Here is a 20620-nt window from a genome sequence, read left to right as displayed (position 1 = left end):
GCCTGGCGCCGCCACCATCAAGCCGTCGCGCAAGCCCGCCACCAGCGCCGACACGAACTCCAGGACCAGCCATGATCGGAACTACAGCTGCCGTGTCAGAGTTTGATCGGGGCACGGGTCTGCCTTCTTCCTCTGCCCGAAGGCAGTCATGCAATGCGGAATCGAGGGCGGAGTGCCGCCGCTCGACGACGTGTCGACACGCAGCGGTGTCCGTCGCATGTCCGCTTTCTCGGACGCGGCCATAGTGCCGAGCACCGTTCCTCCACACGCAAACCTGAGAGAGCACGGGACGGATTCCGAGTGCCTGAGGCCTATCGCTAATAACGCCTATAAGTTCTGGTTCTGACGTAGGGAGGGCGAGCCACGTCATCGAGCCGGACGTGCACGTCGCCGCCAGCCCCTGCCACCACGGCATCGAGGCCCCAGTAGACGACGGCGAGGAAGTCATCCGCCACACAGTCCGTGCGCAAGACCGGAAGATTTCAAGTCCAGTGAGACGGTCGTGACGCTATGAGGTTTGTGGTGCGGGTTCCCGGCGCTTGGCCGGGTCGTTGATCCATGCCTGCTGGGGTATCTGGGGTGGTCGGGGGCGGCGGCCGAAGCGTTCGGGGTGGCGGGTGTATGCCTCGGTGAGGGTGACTGCTCGCTGGTCGCGGACCTCCTCGGCGGTGCCGAAGTGGACGCTGGCGGGTGTGTGCCAGCCGATCCCCGAATGTCTGTGCTCGTGGTTGTAGTACGTGATGAACGCCTCGAACCACTCGCGGGCATGGGCCAGCGAATCGAACCGTTCGGGGTAGTCGGACATGTACTTCGTGGTCTTGAAGTGGGCTTCGATGTAGGGGGTGTCGTTGGAGGTCTTCGGCCGCGCCTCCCGCTCGAAGCGGGTGCACGGCACGGCCACACCGCCCCGCGCCTGACGCATAGGACGCCCCGGTAGGCAGTGAAAGGCTCAACGAGGGCTTCGAGTTGCCTTTCCGAGTGGGAGTGGGCCTGCCCCCGGTATGAGGGCGTCAGGCGGCAGATCGGCTCGTGTAGCGCCCGACGAGGTCGTGCCAGCCGGCCTGTACGCGTTCTGGGGACATTCGGCAGCCGGTGAGCAGGTGGTCGAGCAGTACGGTCTCCAGGTAGCCGAGCAGCGTGGACGCGATGAGTTCGATGTCGCCGTCCACTTTGGCCTCGCGCAGCAGCAGGCAGGCGTGGGCCAGCCGGAACTGGTACGCGGGGCTGGTGTGGCGGCGGCTTTGATCGCCGTGGGCCGCGGCCAGATAAAAGTCCCGGTGGGCGTGCTCGTGGCGGATGACAGCCGAGCCGAAGGCGAGCATCCGCTCAACGGGAGCCGCTCCCGGGTCCAGCGGCGGCGGCCCCGAGATCACGGCGGCCTGGAGTTGCTGCTCGTAATGGCTGAGCAGCGCCACCAGCAGCCCAGTGCGGTCGCCAAAGTGTCGGAAGACGGTGCCCTTGCCGACGCCCGCACCGGAGGCGATGTCCTCCATGGTCACGTTCGCTGTGCCACGCTCAGCGGCCAGACGGTTGGCGACCAGGAGCACTCGGTCGCGGTTGCGTGCGGCGTCGGCGCGCAGCCGGAGCGCGTCGTCGGCCTGTATGAGGGTGGGACTCGTCCGGTCGACCCGCTCCCGTCCGGCCGCGTGCTCGAAGACGCACAGAGAGCGACGGCTCCAAGGTGTACCGGCCCTCGGCTTGGCGTATGGCGGCCATAAGCCTCACTTGGGACCGGTGACAGACCGGACGTGGACCCCGTGGTGCGATGAGTTCACAGGAGTTGCGGCAGCTGAGCGATCCGGATCGGGAGACCCCCTGAAACGTGCCCCACACAGCACCGCGACGCAGTAACGCGCGCGCACCGTGTGCGAGGGCCTGATGGCCTTCGCACACTGACCAACGGGCGCCCGTCGCCATGGCCGCGGCCAGCACACACATCGGACTCGCTCATCTGGGCGCGCAGCACTACGTCGACAACCCCCCTCACCCCAATCGGGCCGGGAACCTCGGAGGCGCGGCCGTCTTCCTCACCACCGCCGCCGGTGTCTGGACCTGTTCGTGTGGACGGCCGAGCACGCAACGGGTTCTCGTACGGGGCCTCGTCCATGGGTCTTCAGGCGCCTGGTGCCCTGTTCGTGCAGGACACCGGGCGTCGGCACTCAGTTCACGCTCTGCCCGCCGTCCACCATGATCGACTGGCCGGTGACGAAGGAGGACCGGTCGGACAGGAGGAAGAGGACCACCTGGGCGACCTCGTCGGCCTCGCCGATGCGGCCGAGGGGAATGTTCTCCCCGTGCGGGTGGTACTCGGTACCGTCCTCCGCCTTCGTGATACCACCCTCGGTCAGCGGTGTGCGGATGACGGTCGGGTTCACGGTGTTGACGCGGATCGCGTCGGGCCCGAGCTCCACCGCCGCCGCGCGTGCCAGTGCGGCGACGCCGCCCTTGCTGGCGCTGTAGATGGAAATGCCCGGGGTGCCGAGCTCGGCGAACACCGATCGCTGAAGATCCACTCCACCGTCCGGCCCTCGCCGACGGGGGTGAAAGGCGGCACGGACGGCGTAGGCATCACCGGACTCGTAGTCCCACGCGCAGGGACACCGACAGGTCGGGGGATGCGACAAGCCACACAGGCAGCTCGTACGCCACGCTTCTCAACGAGCGCACAGCCCTTCACTCCGATGTCGTGCGTCGCCATGTGCTGCGGCCGTTCATACTTCGCTGCGGGCCGACGGCCGGGCCAGAACGAGCTGGTCCGCGTACCAGCGGTCGGCAGTCGCGGCTTCACGGAGCTGGTCCGCGTACCAGCGGTCGACACCCGCAGCCTCGCGGACCAGGGTCACATCGATCCACCGGCCTTCGTACCAGACGTACAGGCCGTGTCCGTCCCAGCGCTGCTTGCCCTTACGGAGCTGGTCGTGCTGGTGATCGGGACGATTGCCGACCGCCTGCCTGCCGCGGTAGCCGCTCCAACCGTCGTCGCGTTCGCCCTCGTGTCCGCGAACATGTCCGCCTGCCGAATAGCCGACGCGGCCGTCGTTCTCGGGTACGGTGCCGGCAACCTTACTGTGCGCAACGGGTTCCGCAACCGCTGCGGACGCCGGGCCGCCGGTGCCGAGCAGGGCTCCGCCCGCGATCGCGGCAGAAGCGACAGCGGCCCGGACGCGCGTGGTCAACCTCTTCATCGTCCTCTCCCTGTTTCATGCGCGGCCGCACCATCCAGGCGGCCGGGCGTGAGTGGGTACAGCGTCGGTTCCTGCGGGGGGATTCCGGGGCGGCCATAGGCGGTCGCGATCGCCGGTATAAGTCGACTGGCTGCCGCCTGAATCACCTGCCAGCCAGCAAGCGAACGACGCTGAAGGGTGGCGTTGGTGACCGGTTCGTCGACGACGATGCGCAGGCTGGCCGGCAGTTGCGGTGCTCGGGCGCCTTGTGGATGCCTGTGGACGATCCGTACTGGCCGACGCGCCACGGGGGTTGCCGAAGAGCTCAAGAGCGCCCTGCCCCGACCAGGGTGCGCTGCACGGCATCGACGGTTGTCGGCGGCGGCTGAACGCCGTCGTCGAGAACGGTGGGCCCCGCTGAAGCTCTCGCGTGTTCTGTCCACACCAGTTGCGGTGCGCGACCGGAGGTGATGCCGTGGGAGGGCGGCGGCCATGGATGAGCCGCCCTCGCAGAAGGACAGCATGGAGCTTCCCGCGCGAGGCGCCGTAGGTTGCGCGTGTCCGCGATCCGAGGATGTCTCAACCTGGGGGACTAGCCCGATGGCACTGCCCCTCCTCCCCGCTCGCGTGCGGGAGCCGGGATGCGGTCGTCGTCCCCGACAGGTGATGCGCCCGCTTGGCCTCAGAGCCGGGGCGGTTGCGGACGCATCTTGCGTCTGGCGCCCATACAACCGCCTGGGCCCGGCTCGGTGGCTGTTGCCCGAGCGATCAGCAAGTGCGGCCATGTCCGGTGCTCCAGCCCCGGGCCACTGACCGCGTACCTCATCATCGACGAAGGGTCCGGCCATGGCGTCTGCATCCATGCAGGGATTGCAGGGAAAGGTGGCACTCGTCACCGGGGCGACCAGCGGGATCGGTGCGGCCGCAGCGGAAGGGCTGGCCGAGCGCGGTGCACACGTGTTGGTGGCGGGGCGCGACGCCGCCCGCGGCGAGGCTGTGGTGAGCGCGATCCGCAAGCCCGGAGGGAGGGCGGATTTCGTGAGGGCTGACCTGGGCGATGCCCAGGCAGTGCGACGACTGGCACATGACGCGCTGGGGCTGGGCGGTGACCGGGTCGACGTGCTGGTCAACAATGCGGGGATCTATCCCTTCGGGCCGACGGAGGACACGGAGGAGGGCCTCTTCGACACCGTGTACGCCCTCAACGTCAAAGCCCCTTTTTACCTGGTGGCCGAACTCGCGCCGATGATGGCTGATCGGGGTGGCGGATCGATCGTGAACGTGAGCACCATCGCGGCCGCGCTCGGGGTATCGGGCATGGCGCTGTATGGGTCGAGCAAGGCGGCGTTGAACCTGCTGACGAAGGCGTGGGCGGCCGAGTACGGCGCGCGGGGGGTGCGGGTGAACGCCGTCCAGGTCGGTCCGACCCGGACCGAGACCACCGCCCAGGCCGAGGAGGACCTGCAGAGTCTGGCCGCCCAGGCGCCCGCCGGACGGCCGGCGTCCGCTGCGGAGATCGCGGCGGCGATCGTGTACCTGGCGGACGACGCGGCAAGCAGCTTTGTGCAGGGCGCGGTCCTGCCCGTCGACGGCGGCCGCACCGCCGTCTGACCGAGCCCCCTGTTCCCGGCCTCCGCCGCTGTGGGATCACTCGCTGGGCGGCTGTTCGAACGCGGCGATGAGGCGGCCGAGATCCTGTCGCCGTGAGTCGGCCGGCCACACCGCCCACGTCCGGCGGATGAGGGGGTGGCCCACCAAAGGTGACCACGTCACACCCTCGGGGATGGGGTGCGACCAGTCTGGCGGAGCGAGCGCGAAGGCATGTCCGGCGGCGACAGCCGCCAGTTTTACCTCGGCGATGAGCCGCTGCCCTTCCGGCGCCTGCACTCCCACGTCAAGGCCGTGGCTGCGCAGGATCGCGGTCAGCTCGTCGTACCAGGCGGGGCTGTCCGACCGGGGAAAGGCCACCCACACCAGCCCCGCCAGCGCATCCAGCGCGATGCCCTCCGGTCCGGCGAGCTCCGCCGCCTGCTGCGCGGCCAGCAGCACGCCCAGCCGCTCCTGGTTGACCAGCATCGCGTCGAACTCCTGCCCGGTGGGACGCTCCCGGGGCAGTCCCAGATCGAGCTCACCGGCCTGCAGCGCGGTCAGTTGCTGGGCCGTGGACAGGTGCCGGGCCTGTACCCGGGTGTCGGGACAGGCCTCGGCCAGCTCCGCGAGTGCGGGATTCAGCAGGCGTGAGGGGAACTCCAGCGGGATACCGATCCGCAGCACCCCGCCGCCGCCTCCCGTGAACCGGGCCATCGTCCGCAGCGCCTGATCATGCCGGGCAAGGACCGCGCGCGCCTCCCCCAGCAAGGCAGCACCTGCATCGGTGGCCCGCACCCCGGTGCTGCTGCGCAGCAGCAGCTTCACCCTGAGCTGCCGCTCCAGCGCGCTGACTGTCTGAGACAGTGCCGGCTGGCTGACGTGCAACCGCCGGGCCGCGGCCGAGAAGCCGCCCTCCTCGACCACCGCCACAAAGGCATGCAACTCCCGCAACTCCATGCCCCCATCGCATCACGCAACGGACGCCCGGACCACCGCCGGCCGGAGGTACAGCATGTGGTGTCTACGTGGCCGCGCCTGGCGGGTACGTCGGTGGTTATCGCGCCACCGCAGTGGATACCCCGCCTTGTTGCGGTTGGCTGTGGTGCGTTGAAGCCGGTGAGCGCGCCGGCAGCAGCGCCTCATCCGACCCGGCACGCCGACACAGTGGTACACCGCCGCCGCGACCGACCCGGGCTGGCGGAGTGGTTCGCGGAACTCGGCACAGGGTCACGGCCTGTCACGGATGAGCGGAAGAAGCCGGCCACCCCAGCCGACGAGGACATCCGGTCGGGGCTGATCAGCACCGTGCGCGCGGCAAAGGGACCCGGCAGGCCAGTCGTTCAGCGTGCGACCTGGTGTTCGTCGAGTGCGCTCCTGCCCTGCCCGGCTGGAAGGTCGTGGCGGTCGGCTGGGCCGAGCGCGTAGCGGCCGGCCCAGGCGGCGAGCACGGTCGCTACGTACTCGGCGTCGGCCGCCTTGGTGAGCAGGTGGTTGGCTCCGTCGAGGGCGATGAAGGATTTGGGGTGGCGGGCGGTGTTGAAGATGCGTCGCGCGTTGTCGACGTCCACCAGTTCGTCCGTCGGCGAGTGGAGTACCAGCAGCGCGGCTTTGAGGTTCGCGATGCGTTCGGCCTGCGGCTGAGCGGCGATGTCGTTCAGGAATTGTCGTTGGATACGAAAGGTGCGGCCCGCCAGCATGACCTCGGCCTGGCCCTGCCGCTCTATCTCCGCCCGGTTCCTCCCGAGCAGACGCAGCACGTGGTCGGGGCTGAAGGGTGCAGCGATCGTGGCCACCGCCCGCACCTGGGGAATGCGGTGCCGTGCGGCGAGAACCGCCGCACCGCCGAGCGAGTGTCCGATGAGGAAGGTCGGTGCCTCGAAGCGGGTACCCAGGTACTCGGCGGCGAGCACCAGGTCGTCGACGTTGGAGCTGAAGTGGGTGTTTGCGAAGTCTCCTCCGGAGCCGCCCAGACCGGTGAAGTCGAAGCGCATCACCGCGATACCGAACGCGGTCAGCGCCCGTGAGATACGGGTGGCCGCGACCTGGTCCTTACCGCAGGTGAAGCAGTGCGCGAACAGGGCGTACGCCTGCGGCTTACCCTCGGGCAGCTCTAGCCGCGCGGCGAGCGGAGCGCCCTGCGATCCGGTGAACTCGACCTTCTTGCTCTGCATCGGCGTTTTCCTCAGCTCTGCGGGGCTGGGTGGTGGCGCCGGTAGTGGCGGGCGACGCGCACGCGGTTGCCGCACGCTGGGGAGCACCATTCCCGGCGCGGGTGGTTCTTGATGAAGAAGAGCAGGCAGTTCGGTGCCAGGCAAGGGCGCAGGCGATCGCGGTCGGCTCCGGTGAAGAGTTCGACAGCCTGGTGCGCGATGAGCTGTACGGCAAGGTCCGCAGCCGTTCCGGGGCCCCGATATCCACGTGACGGTTGCCCGCCGGTGGGCCAGAGGAGTTCGGGCCAGGCTTGCGCGAGAGCGTTCAGCGTGGTGATCGCCTCTGCTCGCGCCGGTTTGGGCGCGGTGGCCGACGGGCGTGGATCCCGGGTCGCCTCCGCTGCCAGGTATCGCAGTGCGTCGCGCAGTGCACGCAGTGCTCCGGCGACCGGGCGCACCGTGTCCTCGTTCAGCTGATCGGTCTTGATCGCGGTCTCGGCTCCGAGTCGGTGGGCGACCGCGCGCAGCCAGGCTGTGGCGTCGGCGTTGCTGTCGAGGGCGTCGTGAGTGCGGCCGCGGTCGAGGATGACGGTGTTCATCAGCTCGACCGGCAGCGGTTCCCCCAGCAGCGGCGCGCTCGTGGTCACACCCTCGGCCATCATGCCTCCACGATACCACCAGACTAATGGATGTGGCCATCAATATCCATTTGACGGCAGGGGAATAGCGCGCCATAGTCCTAACGCTACAACCGCATGCCAACCATTAGGTTGGGTACAAGGGCATCACAAGGAGAGACCGCTATGTCAGCGCTGCCCCAGATCAACCCCACCGAGGCCACCGGCGAGGCCGCCACCCTGCTCGCCGAGCTCAAGAAGAGCATCGGCTCCGTCCCGAACATGGCGAAGGCGATGGCGAACAGCCCCGCCCTGCTCAAGGGGTGGATGAGCCTGTCCGGCGCGCTCGCCGGCGGCGTGCTGCCCGCCCCGGTCCGCGAGCGCCTCTCGCTGGCCACGGCCGAGTACAACCGCTGCACCTACTGCCTGTCCGCCCACACCTTCCTGGGCAAGAACGTCGCCAAGCTCGACAGTGACGAGATCGAGCGCGCCCGACACGCCGAGTCCACCGACCCGCACGCGGCAGCTCTGCTCGCCCTCTCCGACGCCATCGCCCGCGGCCGCGGCACCGTGGATGAGGCCACCCTCAAGACCGCCCGGGCCGCCGGCGTCACCGACGCCGAAATCGCCGAGGTCATCGGCAACCTCGCCCTCAACATCCTGACCAACTACTTCAACATCGTTGCCGACACCGACAACGAATTCCCCCTCGTCACGCCGCACCAGCACGCCTGACGCCCCCAGCCGTGCGGGCCGCCACGCCCTGTCCTGCCGAACGGCGGCCCGCACGCCCACCCCCCGGCCCCGGCTCAACCACCCCCGGCAACACCGGCAACAGGCTGCGCAAGCCGACCCCGCGACCGCGGGTGAACCATCCGACTCCGGCCACAGCGGGCTGCGCCCGCGAGCGAGCACGAAGACATCCTGCGGCAGGACACCCACGAGGGCATGCCCACCCCTGGCCGCGGCACTGGAGGCGGCCACGGCCGCCTCCAGTGCCGCGTCGCCAATCGACTCACGTGCCCGCCCAGCCGCAGGTCCAGCGCACCACGCGGGAGCGTGCTCCCTGCTCCTTCAGCGGGCCGCCGCCCACGCTGAATACACGCCCTCGGCCACGTCAACCACGCGCCCTCCTCACCTACCAGGGCGAATACCAGGCCCGCACCGCAGACGGCGCCATCGGCACCCGCGCCGCCGCCCGCTGGACGACGGCCCCTGGGGCGACCACGCCACCACCGCCGACCAGCATGCCGTCCCCCAGGTCTTCTTCACCGACCCCGAGGCCGCCGCGGTGGGCCTGACCGCCGAGCAGGCAGCCCAGGCAGGCCACCGCATCAAGACCATCGCCGTCGACTTCAACGCCGCCCAGGGCGCCAACCTCTACGCCGACGGCTACCAGGGCCACGCCCGGATGGTTGTCGACCTCGACCGGGACATCCTGCTCGGCGTCACCTTCGTCGGCCCCGGCATCAGCGAACTCCTGCACTCGGCGACCGTCGCGGTCGCCGGCGAAGTCCCGCTCAAGCGGCTGCGGCACGCCATCGCCTGCTTCCCCACCGTCAGAGAGATCTGGCTCTTCCTCCCCGCCGCCCACCAACGCGACAAAGACCGAGCCACACCGCACGAGGACGACAGCGGTCTGCCGGGGACCGTCCGCGCCGGTCCCCGGCAGCCAAGGGCGGTGCGGCCGGGGCAGTTGCGCACACCACGGTGTGCGCCGGCTGCCGGCAAGGGCAGCCGGCGGATACCGCCGCCTGGACGCACACGCTCTTCACACCCGCTGTGTGCTCACACTTTCCAACTCGCGGACGAGGTTGGACGCCACGTCCTTGGCGTCACCGAAGATCATGAGGGTCTTGTCGAGGTAGTACAGCTCGTTGTCCACCCCGGCGAATCCCGCGCTCATCCCCCGCTTGATGACCATGACGGTGCGGGCCGAGGCGACATCGAGGATCGGCATGCCGTAGATAGGACTGTCCTGCCGTGTGCGTGCGGCCGGATTGGTGACGTCGTTGGCTCCGACGACCAGCGCGACATCGGCCTGGGGGAAGTCCCTGTTGATGGTGTCCATGTCCACGATCCGGTCGTAGGGCACGTCCGCTTCGGCCAGAAGCACGTTCATGTGCCCGGGCATGCGGCCGGCAACCGGGTGGATGGCGTAGCGGACGCGGGCGCCGCCTCGCTCCAGGATCTCGCCGACTTCCTTGATGCGGTGCTGGGCCTGGGCTACGGCCAGGCCGTAGCCGGGAACGACGATGACGTCCCGGGCGGTCTCCAGGATCATCGCGGCCTCGTCCGAGGTGGCGCTGCGGACGGGGCGTTCCTCGGCCTCGCCGGCCGCGCCGGGGGTCGGGGCGTCGAGCTGGCCGAAGGCGCCGAACAGCACGTTGCGGAAGGACCTGTTCATGGCGCGGCTCATCATGATGGACAGCAGGAAGCCCGAGGCGCCGTCGAGAGCGCCCGCGATGATGAGGGCCTTGTTGTCCAGGACGAATCCCATGGCGGCGCCGGAGAGTCCGGCGTAGGAGTTCAGCAGGGAGATGACGGTGGGCATGTCCGCGCCGCCGATGGGAACGACGAGCAGGATGCCGAACAGCGCGGCCAGGGCGATCAGCACAGGGAACCGGGCGTCGGCCGTCGGGGTGACCACCAGCCACAGGGCGATCAGGACGGCGGCGCTGAACAGGACGAGGTTCAGCACTTGCTGGCCGGCGAAGACTGTCGGCCGGCCCGGAAGGATGCCCTTGAGCTTGCCGAAGGCCATCAGGCTGCCGGTGAACGTGATGTAGGCGAGGAGGACTTCGAACATCAGCGCCGCGGTGATGAACGTGCTGAGGGAGGCGGCGTGCTCGTAGTACTCCGCGGTGCCGACGAGTCCGGCCGCCAGGGCGCCGAAGGCGTGGGAGAGGGCGATGCGTTCGGGCATGGCCGTCATCGGCATGTACTTGGCCATGGCGCCACCGATGAGAGCGCCGACGACGACGGCCGGCACGATCCACCGGTAGTCGACGATGTCCTTTTGGATCAGGGTGCCGGTCACGGCCGCGGCCATGCCGATCACGGCGAGCAGCAGGCCGCGCCGCGCAGTGCGGGGGTGGGTGATGCCGCGCAGGCCGAGGATGAACAGGGTGCCGGCGGCGAGGTAGAGCAGGGGTATGACGACGTCACGCATCGGTTTCTGCCTTTCGTGCGGCATGCGCCCCTGCTTTGCTGGGCCGGAACATGCGCAGCATCCGGTTGGTGATCATGAAGCCTCCGACGACGTTGATGCTGGACGCGGCCACCGCTACGGCGCCGAGCGTGGTGATGAGCGATCCGCGGTCGGATCCGGCCAGCAGGAGGCTGCCGACCAGGGAGATTCCGGCGATGGCATTGGTGAGCGCCATCAGTGGGGTGTGCAGGAGCGCGGGTACGCGCCGGATGACTTCCAGGCCGACGATGGAGCCCAGGACCAGGACGTACAGGCCGGCTTCGATGGCGGTGGGCATGATCAGCCTCTCTCTGAAGCGACGGGGTGCGGTGCGCCCGCAGCCGGATCGATGGGATCCAGGCCCAGCAGCGCGCGCAGCTGCGAGTGGACGACGTGGCCCTCCCGGGCCAGGAGGGTGTCCTGGATGATCGGGTCGTCGGAGGTGAGTCGCGGCCCGTCGCTGCCGATCAGGTGGCGGGTGAAGTTGGCGATGTTCCTCGCGTACAGGCGGCTGGCGTGAGCTGCGGCGCCGGCCGCCAGGTTGGTGGGCGCGGTGATGGACACGCCGGAGTGCTCGATCGTCTGGTCAGGCACGGAGACGGCGCAGTTGCCCCCCTGGGCGGCTGCGGCATCGACAATGACGGATCCTGGCCGCATGGCACGGACCATGTCCTCGGTCACGAGGAGGGGCGCCGGCTTTCCGGGTACCTGGGCGGTGGCGATGACGATGTCGGCGGCGGCCACTTCGTTGCCGAGGACCTCCCGCTGGCGGACGTAGAAGTCCTCCCCCTGGGCTTGGGCGTAGCCGCCCGTGCCTTCGGCTGACGAGGTGTCGAGCGGCAGGTCGACGAAGATCCCGCCGACGCTTTCGACCTGTTCCCGTGCCGCGGCCCGGATGTCGTAGGCGTGGACGACGGCTCCGAGTCGGCGCGCGGTGGCGATCGCCTGGAGGCCTGCGACGCCCGCGCCGAGGACGAGGACCCGTGCCGGGGGCAGGCTGCCTGCGGCGGTGGTCATCATCGGCAGCATCTTGTTGACCTGCCCCGCCGCGAGCAGGGCGGCACGGTAGCCGGCTATGGAGGACTGCGAGGAGAGCACGTCCATGGCCTGGGCACGGGTGATGCGCGGCAGCAGGTCGAGCGAGAACGCCGTGATGCCGTGCTCGGCAATGCGGCGGATGGGCTCGGGATGGCTGAGCGGGTTGGCGAGCCCGATCAGGAGGGTGCCGGGGCGCAGCAATCTCAGGTCCTGTGCCGTATCCGCGTCCTCGGCCCGGTGTCCGGATCCGGACAGGCGAACCTGAAGTACCAGGTCGGCGGCAAGGACGTCGCTGCGGGGTGCGGTCCAAGCGCCGGCATCGCGGTACTCGCCATCGGAGTAGCCAGCCCGCTCACCGGCGCCGTATTCGACGATCACCTCGTGTCCGTCGTCGGTGAGGGATGGAACCTCGTTCGGGGTGAGAGCGACGCGAGTCTCTCCGGGAGTGTGTTCGTGTATGACGCCGATCTGCATCTGCGTCGTCCTTTCACCGCCGCCTCATCGAGGCGGCGCGTGGGCTTGAGGGGGATAGGTGCGAACCGTGTTTTTCGCAGCGGTCACGGCGTTACGAGCGGCGCAGGAGCCGCGCCTGCGCGGGAGGCCGCCGCGAGGCCACAACGGGGCTGCCGGGGGGCTCTCCGCTTTGGCCTCGCGGCCTCGGTCGCTTACTGAGCGGCGATACCGAGGGCCATGAAGCCGCCGTCCGCGGCGAGAGTGACGCCGGTGATGTAGCTGGCGCGGGGTGAGGCAAGGAAGACGATGGCTTCGGCGATCTCACGGGCCGAGCCCAGGCGCCCCAGCGGCACCCTCGCCCCCAGCGCCTCGAAGTCCTCCTCGCCGATCATGTCCGTCACGTTGTCGGTCTTCGTGTGGCCAGGGGCCACCGCGTTGAAGCGCACCCCACGGCCCCCGAACTCGACGGCCCAGGCACGGGTGAACGAGTCCACGGCCGCCTTCGAGGCGCCGTAGACGGACGTGCCGGCAATGCCGGCCAGAGCGGCGACCGTGCTGACATTCACGACGCTGCCGGACCCCTTGGCCGCCATATTCGCCACCAGTGCTTGGGTGAGGAAGAACGTGCCGCGCACATTGGTCTGAACCAGGGTCTCGAATGTGTCCAGGCCCTGCTCCAGCGTGGGCGCGAACGGGTAGGCGCCGGCATTGTTGACCAGGACGTCCACCTCACCGGCCTCCTCGGCCAGGCGCCGGACCGAATCCAGATCGCTGAGGTCCGCGGCGACGAACCTGGCCTTGCCGCCGGCGGCCTCGATGGCTGCGACGGTGTCGGCACCCTTGGCGGCATTACGGCCGGAGACAATGACGAACGCGCCCTTCTGGGCCAGCAGGAGCGCGGTCTCACGGCCGATGCCGGACGTGCTGCCAGTGACGAGAGCGGTCTGATTCTCGAACTCCACGAGAAACACCTTTCTGCGAGGCGGAGATGACCCCGCAAACAGTAGGTACGAAATGTGTCGTACCTATGGATAGGCGCTTCCCGAATGTGAAGCAAGTCGGGCCCAAACACCGTCGAAGACTGTCAATCGCCAGCCTGATCAGGGGATTCCTTTCCCCTCTTGCAGCTGCTTTTGGCGGCCATAAGCAAAACTGCGGTGTGCCGGATGGCCCGGCCGGCTCCCGGCCGGGCCATCCCGCAGCGGTCCGCCCAACGGCGGGAGCACAACCACCCACGCTAACGAAAGGAAAGGCCCTGGCAGGCCGAGAGACCGGTCCACCAGGCCGCCCGCCGCACGGGGGGCGGATCACATGCCAGGCGACCGCAGGTCGGCTGATGTGCTGCCGGCTCGTCTTGCATGCCGCCATCAACCCGTCGCACGGCCGCCGAATACAGTTACGATGAATCACGTACCTGGGGAGGAAAGTCATGCCGGACAGCGAAGGCCACCCCGACATCGAAGAGATGGACCTCGGCACAATCTTTGCCGCACTGGCGGACCCTCACCGACGCCGGGTGATCGAGGAACTTTGCGCGGAGGGCGAGGACATCGAGCGAACGTGCGCATCGTTCCCTCTCGACTTGTCCAAGTCGACGCTCACTCACCATTTCCGCATCCTGCGGGAGTCCGGGCTGATACGGCAGAACGACTACGGCAACAGCCGCAAGGTCAGGCTCCGCCGGGCCGAGTTGGAGAGCCGCTTTCCCGGCCTGCTCGATCTGGTCCGCGCGCAGGCGGCCACCCACGCCTGAGCCGGCGGCCGCATCCGCAGATCACTTCTCAAAGCCCTCGCCACGCCCGCCGTCCGTGACCGAGCGCAACCCACGACGCCAAGTTCGACGTCCCGCTGCTCCGCCTGGCGCTCAGGCTCCCGGTCGCCTACGTCGGCGCGATGGGCTCGCGCCGCACCCACCTGGACCGCAACGAGCGTCTGCGCGAGGTGGGCGTCAGTGAGCTGGAGCTGGCCCGCATGCGCTCCCCGATCGGACTGGACCTCGGCGCCCGTACGCCCGAGGAGACGACCCTGTCCATCGCCTCGGAGATCGTCGCCGGCCGCCGCGGAGGCAGCGGCGTCCCGCTCACCGGCGCCCACCGGCCCCTGCACCACGACAGGACACCGGCAGCGATGGCCGGCTGAGCACACAAGGCGCCATCGTCCGACTCAAACCGGTACGGCCCTGCTGCGAAACGCGTCTGGCAATTCAGGGGTGCTGAGGGGAACTGAAGTTGATCGTTGCGTTGTCTGCCTTCTTCGCCTTGTTGGCTGCAGGAAGTAACGCTCTGGGTACTGTTCTTCAGCGCCGCGCGGTACTGTCGGTTCCTGCTTCCCCGTCCCTTCGTCCCGGATTGCTTCGCGACCTTGCCCGCACCCCCAGCTGGTTGTGCGGAATGCTGGCCGTCGTCGCAGCGGCACTCTTGCAGGGCCTTGCGTTGGCAACCGGGGCTCTGGCCGTGGTGCAGCCCGTCTTTGTGCTTGAACTCCCCTTGGCGCTGGTGATCGGTGGTGCGGTGTTCCACGTTCACCAATCCAGAGCGGCATGGATCAGCGTGGCGGGTATCGCCGCCGGTTTGACGGTGTTCCTGTTCTCCATGGCTCCCGGGGGCGGGCGCGAGCAGGTACCAGGACTCTTGTGGGCGCCGGTGCTGGCCGTCACCGGCGCACTCGGCGTGGTGCTGACGCTGACCGACCTTCGGCGGCCCGCGGGAATGACGCGTGCGGCGTCCTTGGGCGCGGCGGCGGCCATAGGCAACGCCTTGACCGCCGCTCTGATCAAGTCGGCTGCCGATGTGTTCGCCAGCAAGGGCGTTGGCGGCTTTCTCCGTGCGTGGCAGACGTACTCCTTCGGTGTCGTAGGAGCAGGTGCCCTGCTTCTTCTCGAGACGGCGATGCAGGCAGGGCCGCTGATCGCCTCGCAGCCGGCGCTGACGTTGGGGGACGCGGTGGCCAGCTTCTGCCTGGGCATCGTCCTGTACGCCGAACAGCCGCGTACCGGCTGGTGGCTGGTCCCTGCCTTCCTGGGGTTCGGCGTGTTGTGCGGCAGCTCACTCGCTCTCGCCCGGACCAAGTGCCTGGAGGACTGCGTCCCCCCCAGCGCGGCCAAATACGACTTGACTGCTCCCCCGCCTGAAGGAAGAGGAGTTGTCTCCTTCGGAGGCGGTTGAGCGGGATTTCCAACTCACGCTGCCAGCGGGAGCAGCGCCCCGTCTGCTCTTCCACGATCAGCACCAGCCGGGGTCAGACCAGCCCAGACCAGCATCACGCGGGGCTCCCGGTCCTCACCGGGGCGGACGCGCAGCACCTCGATCACTGGTCGCTTTCATCCGATTGTGATGCGTCATCACGTCGGCCGTCGCATCGCAGAGGCAGCTCGACTCGGCACGGCGCTGGAAGGTCTGACCGTCGCCGACCTGGTGCAGGGGGTGAAAGCCGAACCAGTTCTCAGCTGCGGGATGACATTCGCTCCTCGCGGCCTTCGGCCTGACAACACCGTGCGGGAAATGCGCCGCCCGGAGGCGATTATTCGAGGTCATCCCGCCCTGTCAGCGGAGGTTATGACCGCCATCAGCATCCCCTATCACCGACACGAAATCTCCGGCAGGCACCACGCGCTGATGACGGACGTCACCTCGGTCACGAGGCGACGGACAGCCGGGAGAAGCGGTATCGCCCACCCGGACAAGGCCATGACAGAAGCGAAGGATTGACTCATGAGTTCTACCTACATTGCCGGGAGCGTCGCACTGGTGACCGGTGCGACCAGCGGCATCGGCGCGGCCACCGCGGCGAAGCTGGCCGAGCGGGGCGCGCACGTGCTGGTCGCCGGCCGGGACCAGGCGCGCGGCGAGACAGTGGTCGGCGCCATCCGCAGCCGCGGCGGCAAGGCGGACTTCGTCGCAGCCGATCTGCGGAACGCTGCGTCCGTGCGACAGTTGGCGCGCGATGCCAGGGAGCTGGGCGGTGGCCGGGTGGACATCCTGGTCAACAATGCAGGGATCTACCCGTTCGGGCCGACGGAGCAGGCGTCGGAGGGCGATGTCGACGCCGTCTACGCCCTGAACGTCAAGGCGCCGTTCTACCTGGTGGCCGAGCTTGCTCCGGCGATGGCGGAGCGCGGCTACGGGGCGATCATCAACGTGGGCACCATGGTCGCTGAGTACGGGGTGCCGGGGATGGCGCTGTACGGGTCGAGCAAGGCGGCGCTGAACCTGCTCACCAAGTCGTGGGCCGCCGAGTACGGCCCGCGCGGTGTCCGGGTCAACGCCGTCGAGCCGGGGCCGACCCGTACCGAGGGCACCGCCGGCATGGGCGAGGACCTGAAGGCTCTGGCCGCGCAGGCGCCCGCCGGGCGACCCGGCGAGCCCGGGGAGATCGCCGAGGCCATCGCCTTCCTGGCCAGCGACGCGGCGAGCTTCATCCACGGCGCGGTGCTGCCGGTCGACGGCGGCCGCGTGGCGGTCTGACACCGCACCGGGTTCGGGGCCTGTGCGGTCCGCCGGTGACGGTGGCCCGCACACGCCCAAGCACCGCCCGACCTGAGTGCGGACGGTCATCGCTATACAGCGGGGGACGCGACGCGTCACCCCCGGGTTAACAAGGGCGATTTGGGACCTACCGCAAGGAGGCACCTCATGCGAGGGGACGGCACCGCGCTGCATCTACCGACCAACAGTGCACAGGCGGACGACAGCTTCGAGAAGGTGCCGAAGTCCGCCGCGATGACACTCCCCGCTCAGGCGGCACTCGTGGAGAGCCTGCGTCGTTTCACCAACGATCTTCTCCGCCTCTGGCAAATCGGCGACGCGAAACGGGAAGCTGCCGTGCTCATCGTCGATGAGCTGGCCATCAACGCAGTCCAGCACGGCCGCACCGACATGACACTGCTGCTGACGCTCAACGACGTAACCCTCCGCATCGCCGTCGCCGACACCGGCCCGCGTGTCCCCCACCCCCACGCGGGCCTTGATCCCGACGAGCACGGACGCGGTGTAGGGATCATCGAGCACCTGGCAGACCGGGTCGAATTCCGCGAGGGCGCACGCCGATGCCTGGCCTGCGCCTGGCTGCGGGTACAGTCCCTCCCCGACACCTCGGTGGAACGCTGCGCGGCGGCCTGATACAGGCCGCCCGCCCCAGAACACATCTCCGTCCGCAGCCGTGGCCACACCGGCGCACGGCGACCGCCGCCCCCAACAACCATGACCGGGTCCAGGCCGCCGGCTGAAGCGCCGCATCAGGCACGTGTTCGCCCCGGGGGTGGCGTATCGCCCAGCTGCTGTTCCGGGCGGCACCGCACGGCCACAATGATCACACCTAGTCGGCCCGCTCGGGGATAGTGTGGCCGATGCCGCGCCGACGCAGCCAGGTGCGGATGGCCCGGGAGCTGTAGCCCTTGTCGCCCAGGACGTGGGCGGGCCGCGCGCGGGGCCGATGCGGGGCACTCGTATCGCTTCCATCACGGCGGTGAACTGAGTGCAGTCGTTGGTGGTCACCTTCTCGGCCGTGAGCGGCCGAGCTTGTGCGCTCGGCCGTTCACGCCTCGTCGCGCTCCCGTCTGTCCCCGACGACGGGACGGTCGTCGCAAAACGAAGAGGCCCAGCGCAAGTAACTCGCGGGAGCTCGGCTCGCGTGGACGCCGCCGCGGCCCCGGGCCGCAACTCTGACAGCGAGCACCCCGCCGTACGCAATGGTGGGAGCTGGGGCCCGGACGTGTGGCAACCACGCTGGCTTCCCCCGCCGCAAGTCGAGTGCGTCCGAACCTCCCCGTGGTACGCCCGACAGCACGCCCACATTGCACCCAACGCCCGATGTGCAACCGGTGCGACAGACAGCACTCCGAAGCCTGGCTTATGGCGGCTCTCAGCAATTGCGTTGGCACCAGCGGTATGGCGCGGAGAGCCGACGACGTTGTCAGGTCCGAACAGTGCCCAGCCCTGGCGAGCGCTTGCGCTCATGCGAGCGCCGACGCACCCGTCGACTGCTTGAGACCCACGCCCAAGAAGGGTGCCCGTGCCGATGTCCGCCGATCCCGGCTCCCCCCGTTCACCCGAACCCACTGCACGCAGCACCGCATCCCTGAAAGCCGCGCCCGGTATACCGGGGTGGCTGGTGGCGCTCCTGGCGGTCGCCTGCGGCACGACGGCCGCCAATCTCTACTACGCCCAGCCCCTTTTGTCGTCGCTGCGTGACGTCTTCCGCATAGGCACCGCCACTGTCGGCGGGCTCATCACGATCACGCAGGTGGGCTTTGCGGTGGGCATGCTGTTCCTGGTCCCGCTCGGCGACCGACTCGAGAAACGCCGGCTCGTCATCGTCCTCTTGGCAGTCACCACGCTCGCCCTGGCCGCGGCCGGCGCCGCCACCAGCTTCCCGATGCTCCTCATCGCCTCGCTGATCAGCGGATTCACCTCGGTCGTGGCCCAGATCCTGGTGCCCTTCGCCGCGAGTCTGGCCCCCGACCACGCCCGGGGCCGGATTGTCGGCCGGGTGATGAGCGGTCTACTCACTGGCATCCTGCTCTCCCGCACGCTCAGCAGCCTGGTCTCCGACGTCGCGGGCTGGCGCGTGGTCTACTTCGGCTCCGCGGTCCTGATGGCGCTCCTCGCCATCGCCCTGCGCTTCGCGCTGCCCGAGCATGCTCCGACCACCGGCGTCCCCTACCACCAGGTGCTCCGGTCCACCGTCCAGCTGGTACGCACCCACTCGGCGTTGAGGCGTCGAGGGCTGTATCAGGCGGCGATGTTCGGCGCGTTCAGCGCCTTCTGGACCACCGTCTCCTTCGTGCTGACCGGCCCAGGATTCCTTTACTCTGCGATCGGTGTCGGAATATTCGCCCTGGTCGGTGCGGGGGGCGCGGCTGTGGCGCCGCTGGCCGGCCGCTGGGCTGACCTCGAGCTGGCGCGCCCGATGACCGGCGCCGCCTTCGCCGTCGCGGCGGTCGCCTTCGTGGCCGCCAGCCTTGGCCGGCACAGCATCGTCCTCCTCGCGCTGGCCGCCATCCTGCTCGACATGGCGGTGCAGACCAGCCTCATCCTCGGCCAGCACACTATCTACCGACTGGATCCCAACGCCCGCGCACGCCTCAACAGCGCCTTCGTCGCCACCTTCTTCATCGGAGGGGCGCTCGGTTCCCAGCTCGGCACGATCGTCTACCGCCTCGGAGGCTGGACCGCGGTGGCTGCCCTCGGCGCGGCCATGCCGCTCCTGCCCTGCTGTATTGGGTTGGGGAGCGCCCAGCTGCTGGCCGCGTTGCGGGCTGACGGCGGGACGACGCGGCCGTTGGAGAGCCAGACCTCTCAGCACGTCCACCGCAGCACGACACCAAGGGAGTTCGCGTTCTAACCGATCGACCAGTGGTCTCACTGATGCCATCGATCAGGTATTGCTCTAGACGAGTCCATTTCTTTCCGCCGCAGCACGGTTAAGGCGAGGGACACATACATCGAGACGGTCCAACGACCCTGCCGCCCACTCGCCCCTTGTCTTAGGGTCTGTCCGGTGAGTCGCCCTCCTGAAGAAGTCGGGTTTGCCTCGACCGGCAGCTGCCACGCCTGCTCCGGCAGCATCTCCCACCAGGTGTCCTGCACCGCGCGCGCCTGGCCAGGATCGATGCGTTCTTGGACGGCGAGCGGTTCATCGCTCTGTGGCGGGCTGTGTTCGCCGAGCGGCTGGCCGATCTTCACCTGCTCTGATCGTCCACGCGACCGGCCCTCGCTCCGCAAGCGGTCGAAGAAGTCGGCCGCGCGGTCATGGGGGGCACAACACGCTCGCGTCGCACGAGCTCTGCCGTAGCAGTCAGGAGAGCTGGTCGAGCAGTTCCTGGCGGTGTGCGGTGGCCCATGAGCCGAGGTGGATGGGCTCTCGGCCGAGCAGGTTCTGGACCGTGCTGGTGGTGACCGCGGAGTAGTCGAAGCGGCCCTCGTAGGTCTGTCGCGCCCAGATCAGTGTGCTGGCTGCGTACGCGGCGTCCATGTTGGCGGGCGCGGTGTCCAGCCCGGCATCGATCATGCGTTGCAGATCGTCCGGGGTCAGGACCAGCGCGGGGATCTCCCGTCCGAGGGCGTCGGTGAGGACCTCGGCCACCTCGGCGCCGTTGAGGAGATCGGCGGACAGGTAGTAGTCCTTGCCCGCATGCGTCTCGGGACCTTCGGTCAGGACCTTGGCCACGACCGCTGCGATGTCGTCGCCTGCGATCCAGCCGACCTGCTTGTCGCCCATCGGCCACACCATCTGGCCGTCGCGCAGCCGGTTGATGCCCAGCAGGTTCTCCATGAACACATGCGGATGCACATTCGCCCAGGCCAGCTTGGAGCCGGCGATGTAGTGAGGTTCCCCCGCTGCGCGGGAGTGGCTGACTAGCAGGTCAGGGCGGGTTGACGTGGTTTCAGGTTCACTGGTTCGGTCGCTGCCTGGCTGGCG

The 20620-nt window shown here is 68.9% G+C and carries 21 protein-coding genes and 3 pseudogenes; 10 read left to right on the top strand and 14 right to left on the bottom strand.

Annotated elements, in window-relative coordinates; all coding sequences use genetic code 11:
* Positions 1 to 508: 508 nt before the first annotated feature.
* The 4 genes from AB0M27_RS40495 to AB0M27_RS40480 all read right to left on the bottom strand — a co-directional run bounded on the left by AB0M27_RS40495 (position 509) and on the right by AB0M27_RS40480 (position 3185).
* Positions 509 to 922: an integrase core domain-containing protein gene (locus AB0M27_RS40495; protein WP_365729952.1), complete on the bottom strand. Its 414-nt coding sequence runs from the start codon at positions 920 to 922 to the stop codon at positions 509 to 511.
* A gap of 88 nt (positions 923 to 1010) precedes the next feature.
* Positions 1011 to 1493 carry a TetR/AcrR family transcriptional regulator gene (locus AB0M27_RS40490; RefSeq protein WP_365729954.1) on the bottom strand — a complete coding sequence of 161 codons (483 nt, stop codon included), beginning with the start codon at positions 1491 to 1493 and terminating at the stop codon, positions 1011 to 1013.
* A gap of 666 nt (positions 1494 to 2159) precedes the next feature.
* A complete protein-coding gene (locus AB0M27_RS40485) occupies positions 2160 to 2513 on the bottom strand; it encodes an SDR family oxidoreductase (RefSeq protein WP_365729950.1) in 354 nt (117 codons plus the stop codon).
* Between the two features lie 198 nt (positions 2514 to 2711).
* A complete protein-coding gene (locus AB0M27_RS40480; protein ID WP_365729948.1) occupies positions 2712 to 3185 on the bottom strand; it encodes a hypothetical protein in 474 nt (157 codons plus the stop codon).
* An 825-nt stretch (positions 3186 to 4010) separates the two neighbouring features.
* On the opposite strand from AB0M27_RS40480, the gene AB0M27_RS40475 reads away from it, so the two are divergent.
* On the top strand, positions 4011 to 4775 hold the full coding sequence (locus AB0M27_RS40475) for an SDR family oxidoreductase (RefSeq protein WP_365729947.1): 765 nt from the start codon (positions 4011 to 4013) through the stop codon (positions 4773 to 4775).
* Positions 4776 to 4811: 36 nt separating this feature from the next.
* On the opposite strand, the gene AB0M27_RS40470 is transcribed toward AB0M27_RS40475, so the two are convergent.
* From AB0M27_RS40470 to AB0M27_RS40460, 3 genes are all read right to left on the bottom strand, one after another.
* A complete protein-coding gene (locus AB0M27_RS40470; RefSeq protein ID WP_365729945.1) occupies positions 4812 to 5711 on the bottom strand; it encodes a LysR family transcriptional regulator in 900 nt (299 codons plus the stop codon).
* A gap of 383 nt (positions 5712 to 6094) precedes the next feature.
* A complete protein-coding gene (locus tag AB0M27_RS40465; RefSeq protein ID WP_365729943.1) occupies positions 6095 to 6925 on the bottom strand; it encodes an alpha/beta fold hydrolase in 831 nt (276 codons plus the stop codon).
* Positions 6926 to 6936: 11 nt separating this feature from the next.
* A complete protein-coding gene (locus tag AB0M27_RS40460) occupies positions 6937 to 7566 on the bottom strand; it encodes an ABATE domain-containing protein (RefSeq protein WP_365729941.1) in 630 nt (209 codons plus the stop codon).
* A 141-nt stretch (positions 7567 to 7707) separates the two neighbouring features.
* On the opposite strand from AB0M27_RS40460, the gene AB0M27_RS40455 reads away from it, so the two are divergent.
* Both AB0M27_RS40455 and AB0M27_RS40450 read left to right on the top strand, forming a co-directional pair.
* A complete protein-coding gene (locus tag AB0M27_RS40455) occupies positions 7708 to 8256 on the top strand; it encodes a carboxymuconolactone decarboxylase family protein (protein ID WP_365729940.1) in 549 nt (182 codons plus the stop codon).
* A gap of 363 nt (positions 8257 to 8619) precedes the next feature.
* Positions 8620 to 9118: pseudogene (locus AB0M27_RS40450) on the top strand (pyridine nucleotide-disulfide oxidoreductase); the annotation flags it as partial.
* A 174-nt stretch (positions 9119 to 9292) separates the two neighbouring features.
* Here AB0M27_RS40450 and AB0M27_RS40445 read toward each other — a convergent pair.
* The 4 genes from AB0M27_RS40445 to AB0M27_RS40430 form a co-directional block, all read right to left on the bottom strand.
* Positions 9293 to 10693, bottom strand: coding sequence for an NAD(P)(+) transhydrogenase (Re/Si-specific) subunit beta (locus tag AB0M27_RS40445; protein ID WP_365729934.1), 1401 nt, complete (start codon positions 10691 to 10693; stop codon positions 9293 to 9295).
* A complete protein-coding gene (locus AB0M27_RS40440) occupies positions 10686 to 11009 on the bottom strand; it encodes an NAD(P) transhydrogenase subunit alpha (protein ID WP_365729932.1) in 324 nt (107 codons plus the stop codon). Before AB0M27_RS40440 ends, AB0M27_RS40445 begins: the two co-directional genes overlap by 8 nt.
* A 2-nt stretch (positions 11010 to 11011) precedes the next feature.
* A complete protein-coding gene (locus AB0M27_RS40435) occupies positions 11012 to 12223 on the bottom strand; it encodes an NAD(P) transhydrogenase subunit alpha (RefSeq protein WP_365729930.1) in 1212 nt (403 codons plus the stop codon).
* A gap of 191 nt (positions 12224 to 12414) precedes the next feature.
* Positions 12415 to 13164 (bottom strand): SDR family oxidoreductase, encoded by a 750-nt coding sequence (locus tag AB0M27_RS40430; protein WP_365729928.1) that lies wholly within the window; start codon positions 13162 to 13164, stop codon positions 12415 to 12417.
* 467 nt (positions 13165 to 13631) lie between these two features.
* Here AB0M27_RS40430 and AB0M27_RS40425 point away from each other — a divergent pair, with 467 nt between their 5' ends.
* The 6 genes and pseudogenes from AB0M27_RS40425 (at position 13632) to AB0M27_RS40400 (ending at position 17319) form a co-directional block, all read left to right on the top strand.
* Entirely contained in the window at positions 13632 to 13955 is a 324-nt protein-coding gene (locus AB0M27_RS40425; protein WP_365729927.1) for a helix-turn-helix domain-containing protein, read from the top strand.
* A 68-nt stretch (positions 13956 to 14023) separates the two neighbouring features.
* Positions 14024 to 14341: pseudogene (locus AB0M27_RS40420) on the top strand (XdhC family protein); the annotation flags it as partial.
* 89 nt (positions 14342 to 14430) lie between these two features.
* A complete protein-coding gene (locus AB0M27_RS40415; RefSeq protein ID WP_365729925.1) occupies positions 14431 to 15366 on the top strand; it encodes a DMT family transporter in 936 nt (311 codons plus the stop codon).
* Positions 15367 to 15534: 168 nt separating this feature from the next.
* Positions 15535 to 15909, top strand: coding sequence for a hypothetical protein (locus tag AB0M27_RS40410; RefSeq protein ID WP_365729923.1), 375 nt, complete (start codon positions 15535 to 15537; stop codon positions 15907 to 15909).
* Between the two features lie 3 nt (positions 15910 to 15912).
* On the top strand, positions 15913 to 16665 hold the full coding sequence (locus AB0M27_RS40405) for an SDR family oxidoreductase (protein WP_365729922.1): 753 nt from the start codon (positions 15913 to 15915) through the stop codon (positions 16663 to 16665).
* Positions 16666 to 16833: 168 nt separating this feature from the next.
* On the top strand, positions 16834 to 17319 hold the full coding sequence (locus AB0M27_RS40400; RefSeq protein WP_365729920.1) for an ATP-binding protein: 486 nt from the start codon (positions 16834 to 16836) through the stop codon (positions 17317 to 17319).
* A gap of 199 nt (positions 17320 to 17518) precedes the next feature.
* On the opposite strand, the pseudogene AB0M27_RS40395 reads toward AB0M27_RS40400, so the two are convergent.
* Positions 17519 to 17661 (bottom strand): annotated as a pseudogene (locus AB0M27_RS40395) (IS5/IS1182 family transposase); the annotation flags it as partial.
* 556 nt (positions 17662 to 18217) lie between these two features.
* Here AB0M27_RS40395 and AB0M27_RS40390 point away from each other — a divergent pair.
* On the top strand, positions 18218 to 19543 hold the full coding sequence (locus AB0M27_RS40390) for an MFS transporter (RefSeq protein WP_365729918.1): 1326 nt from the start codon (positions 18218 to 18220) through the stop codon (positions 19541 to 19543).
* A 17-nt stretch (positions 19544 to 19560) separates the two neighbouring features.
* Here AB0M27_RS40390 and AB0M27_RS40385 read toward each other — a convergent pair whose 3' ends face one another.
* Positions 19561 to 19884 carry a hypothetical protein gene (locus tag AB0M27_RS40385; RefSeq protein WP_365729909.1) on the bottom strand — a complete coding sequence of 108 codons (324 nt, stop codon included), beginning with the start codon at positions 19882 to 19884 and terminating at the stop codon, positions 19561 to 19563.
* Between the two features lie 112 nt (positions 19885 to 19996).
* The coding region (locus tag AB0M27_RS40380) for a hypothetical protein (RefSeq protein ID WP_365729907.1) at positions 19997 to 20620 on the bottom strand (624 nt) is incomplete at its 5' end.

This window comes from Streptomyces sp. NPDC052107 (assembly GCF_040680215.1).
Lineage (GTDB): Bacteria > Actinomycetota > Actinomycetes > Streptomycetales > Streptomycetaceae > Streptomyces.
This window is presented reverse-complemented; position numbering and strand designations above follow the sequence as displayed.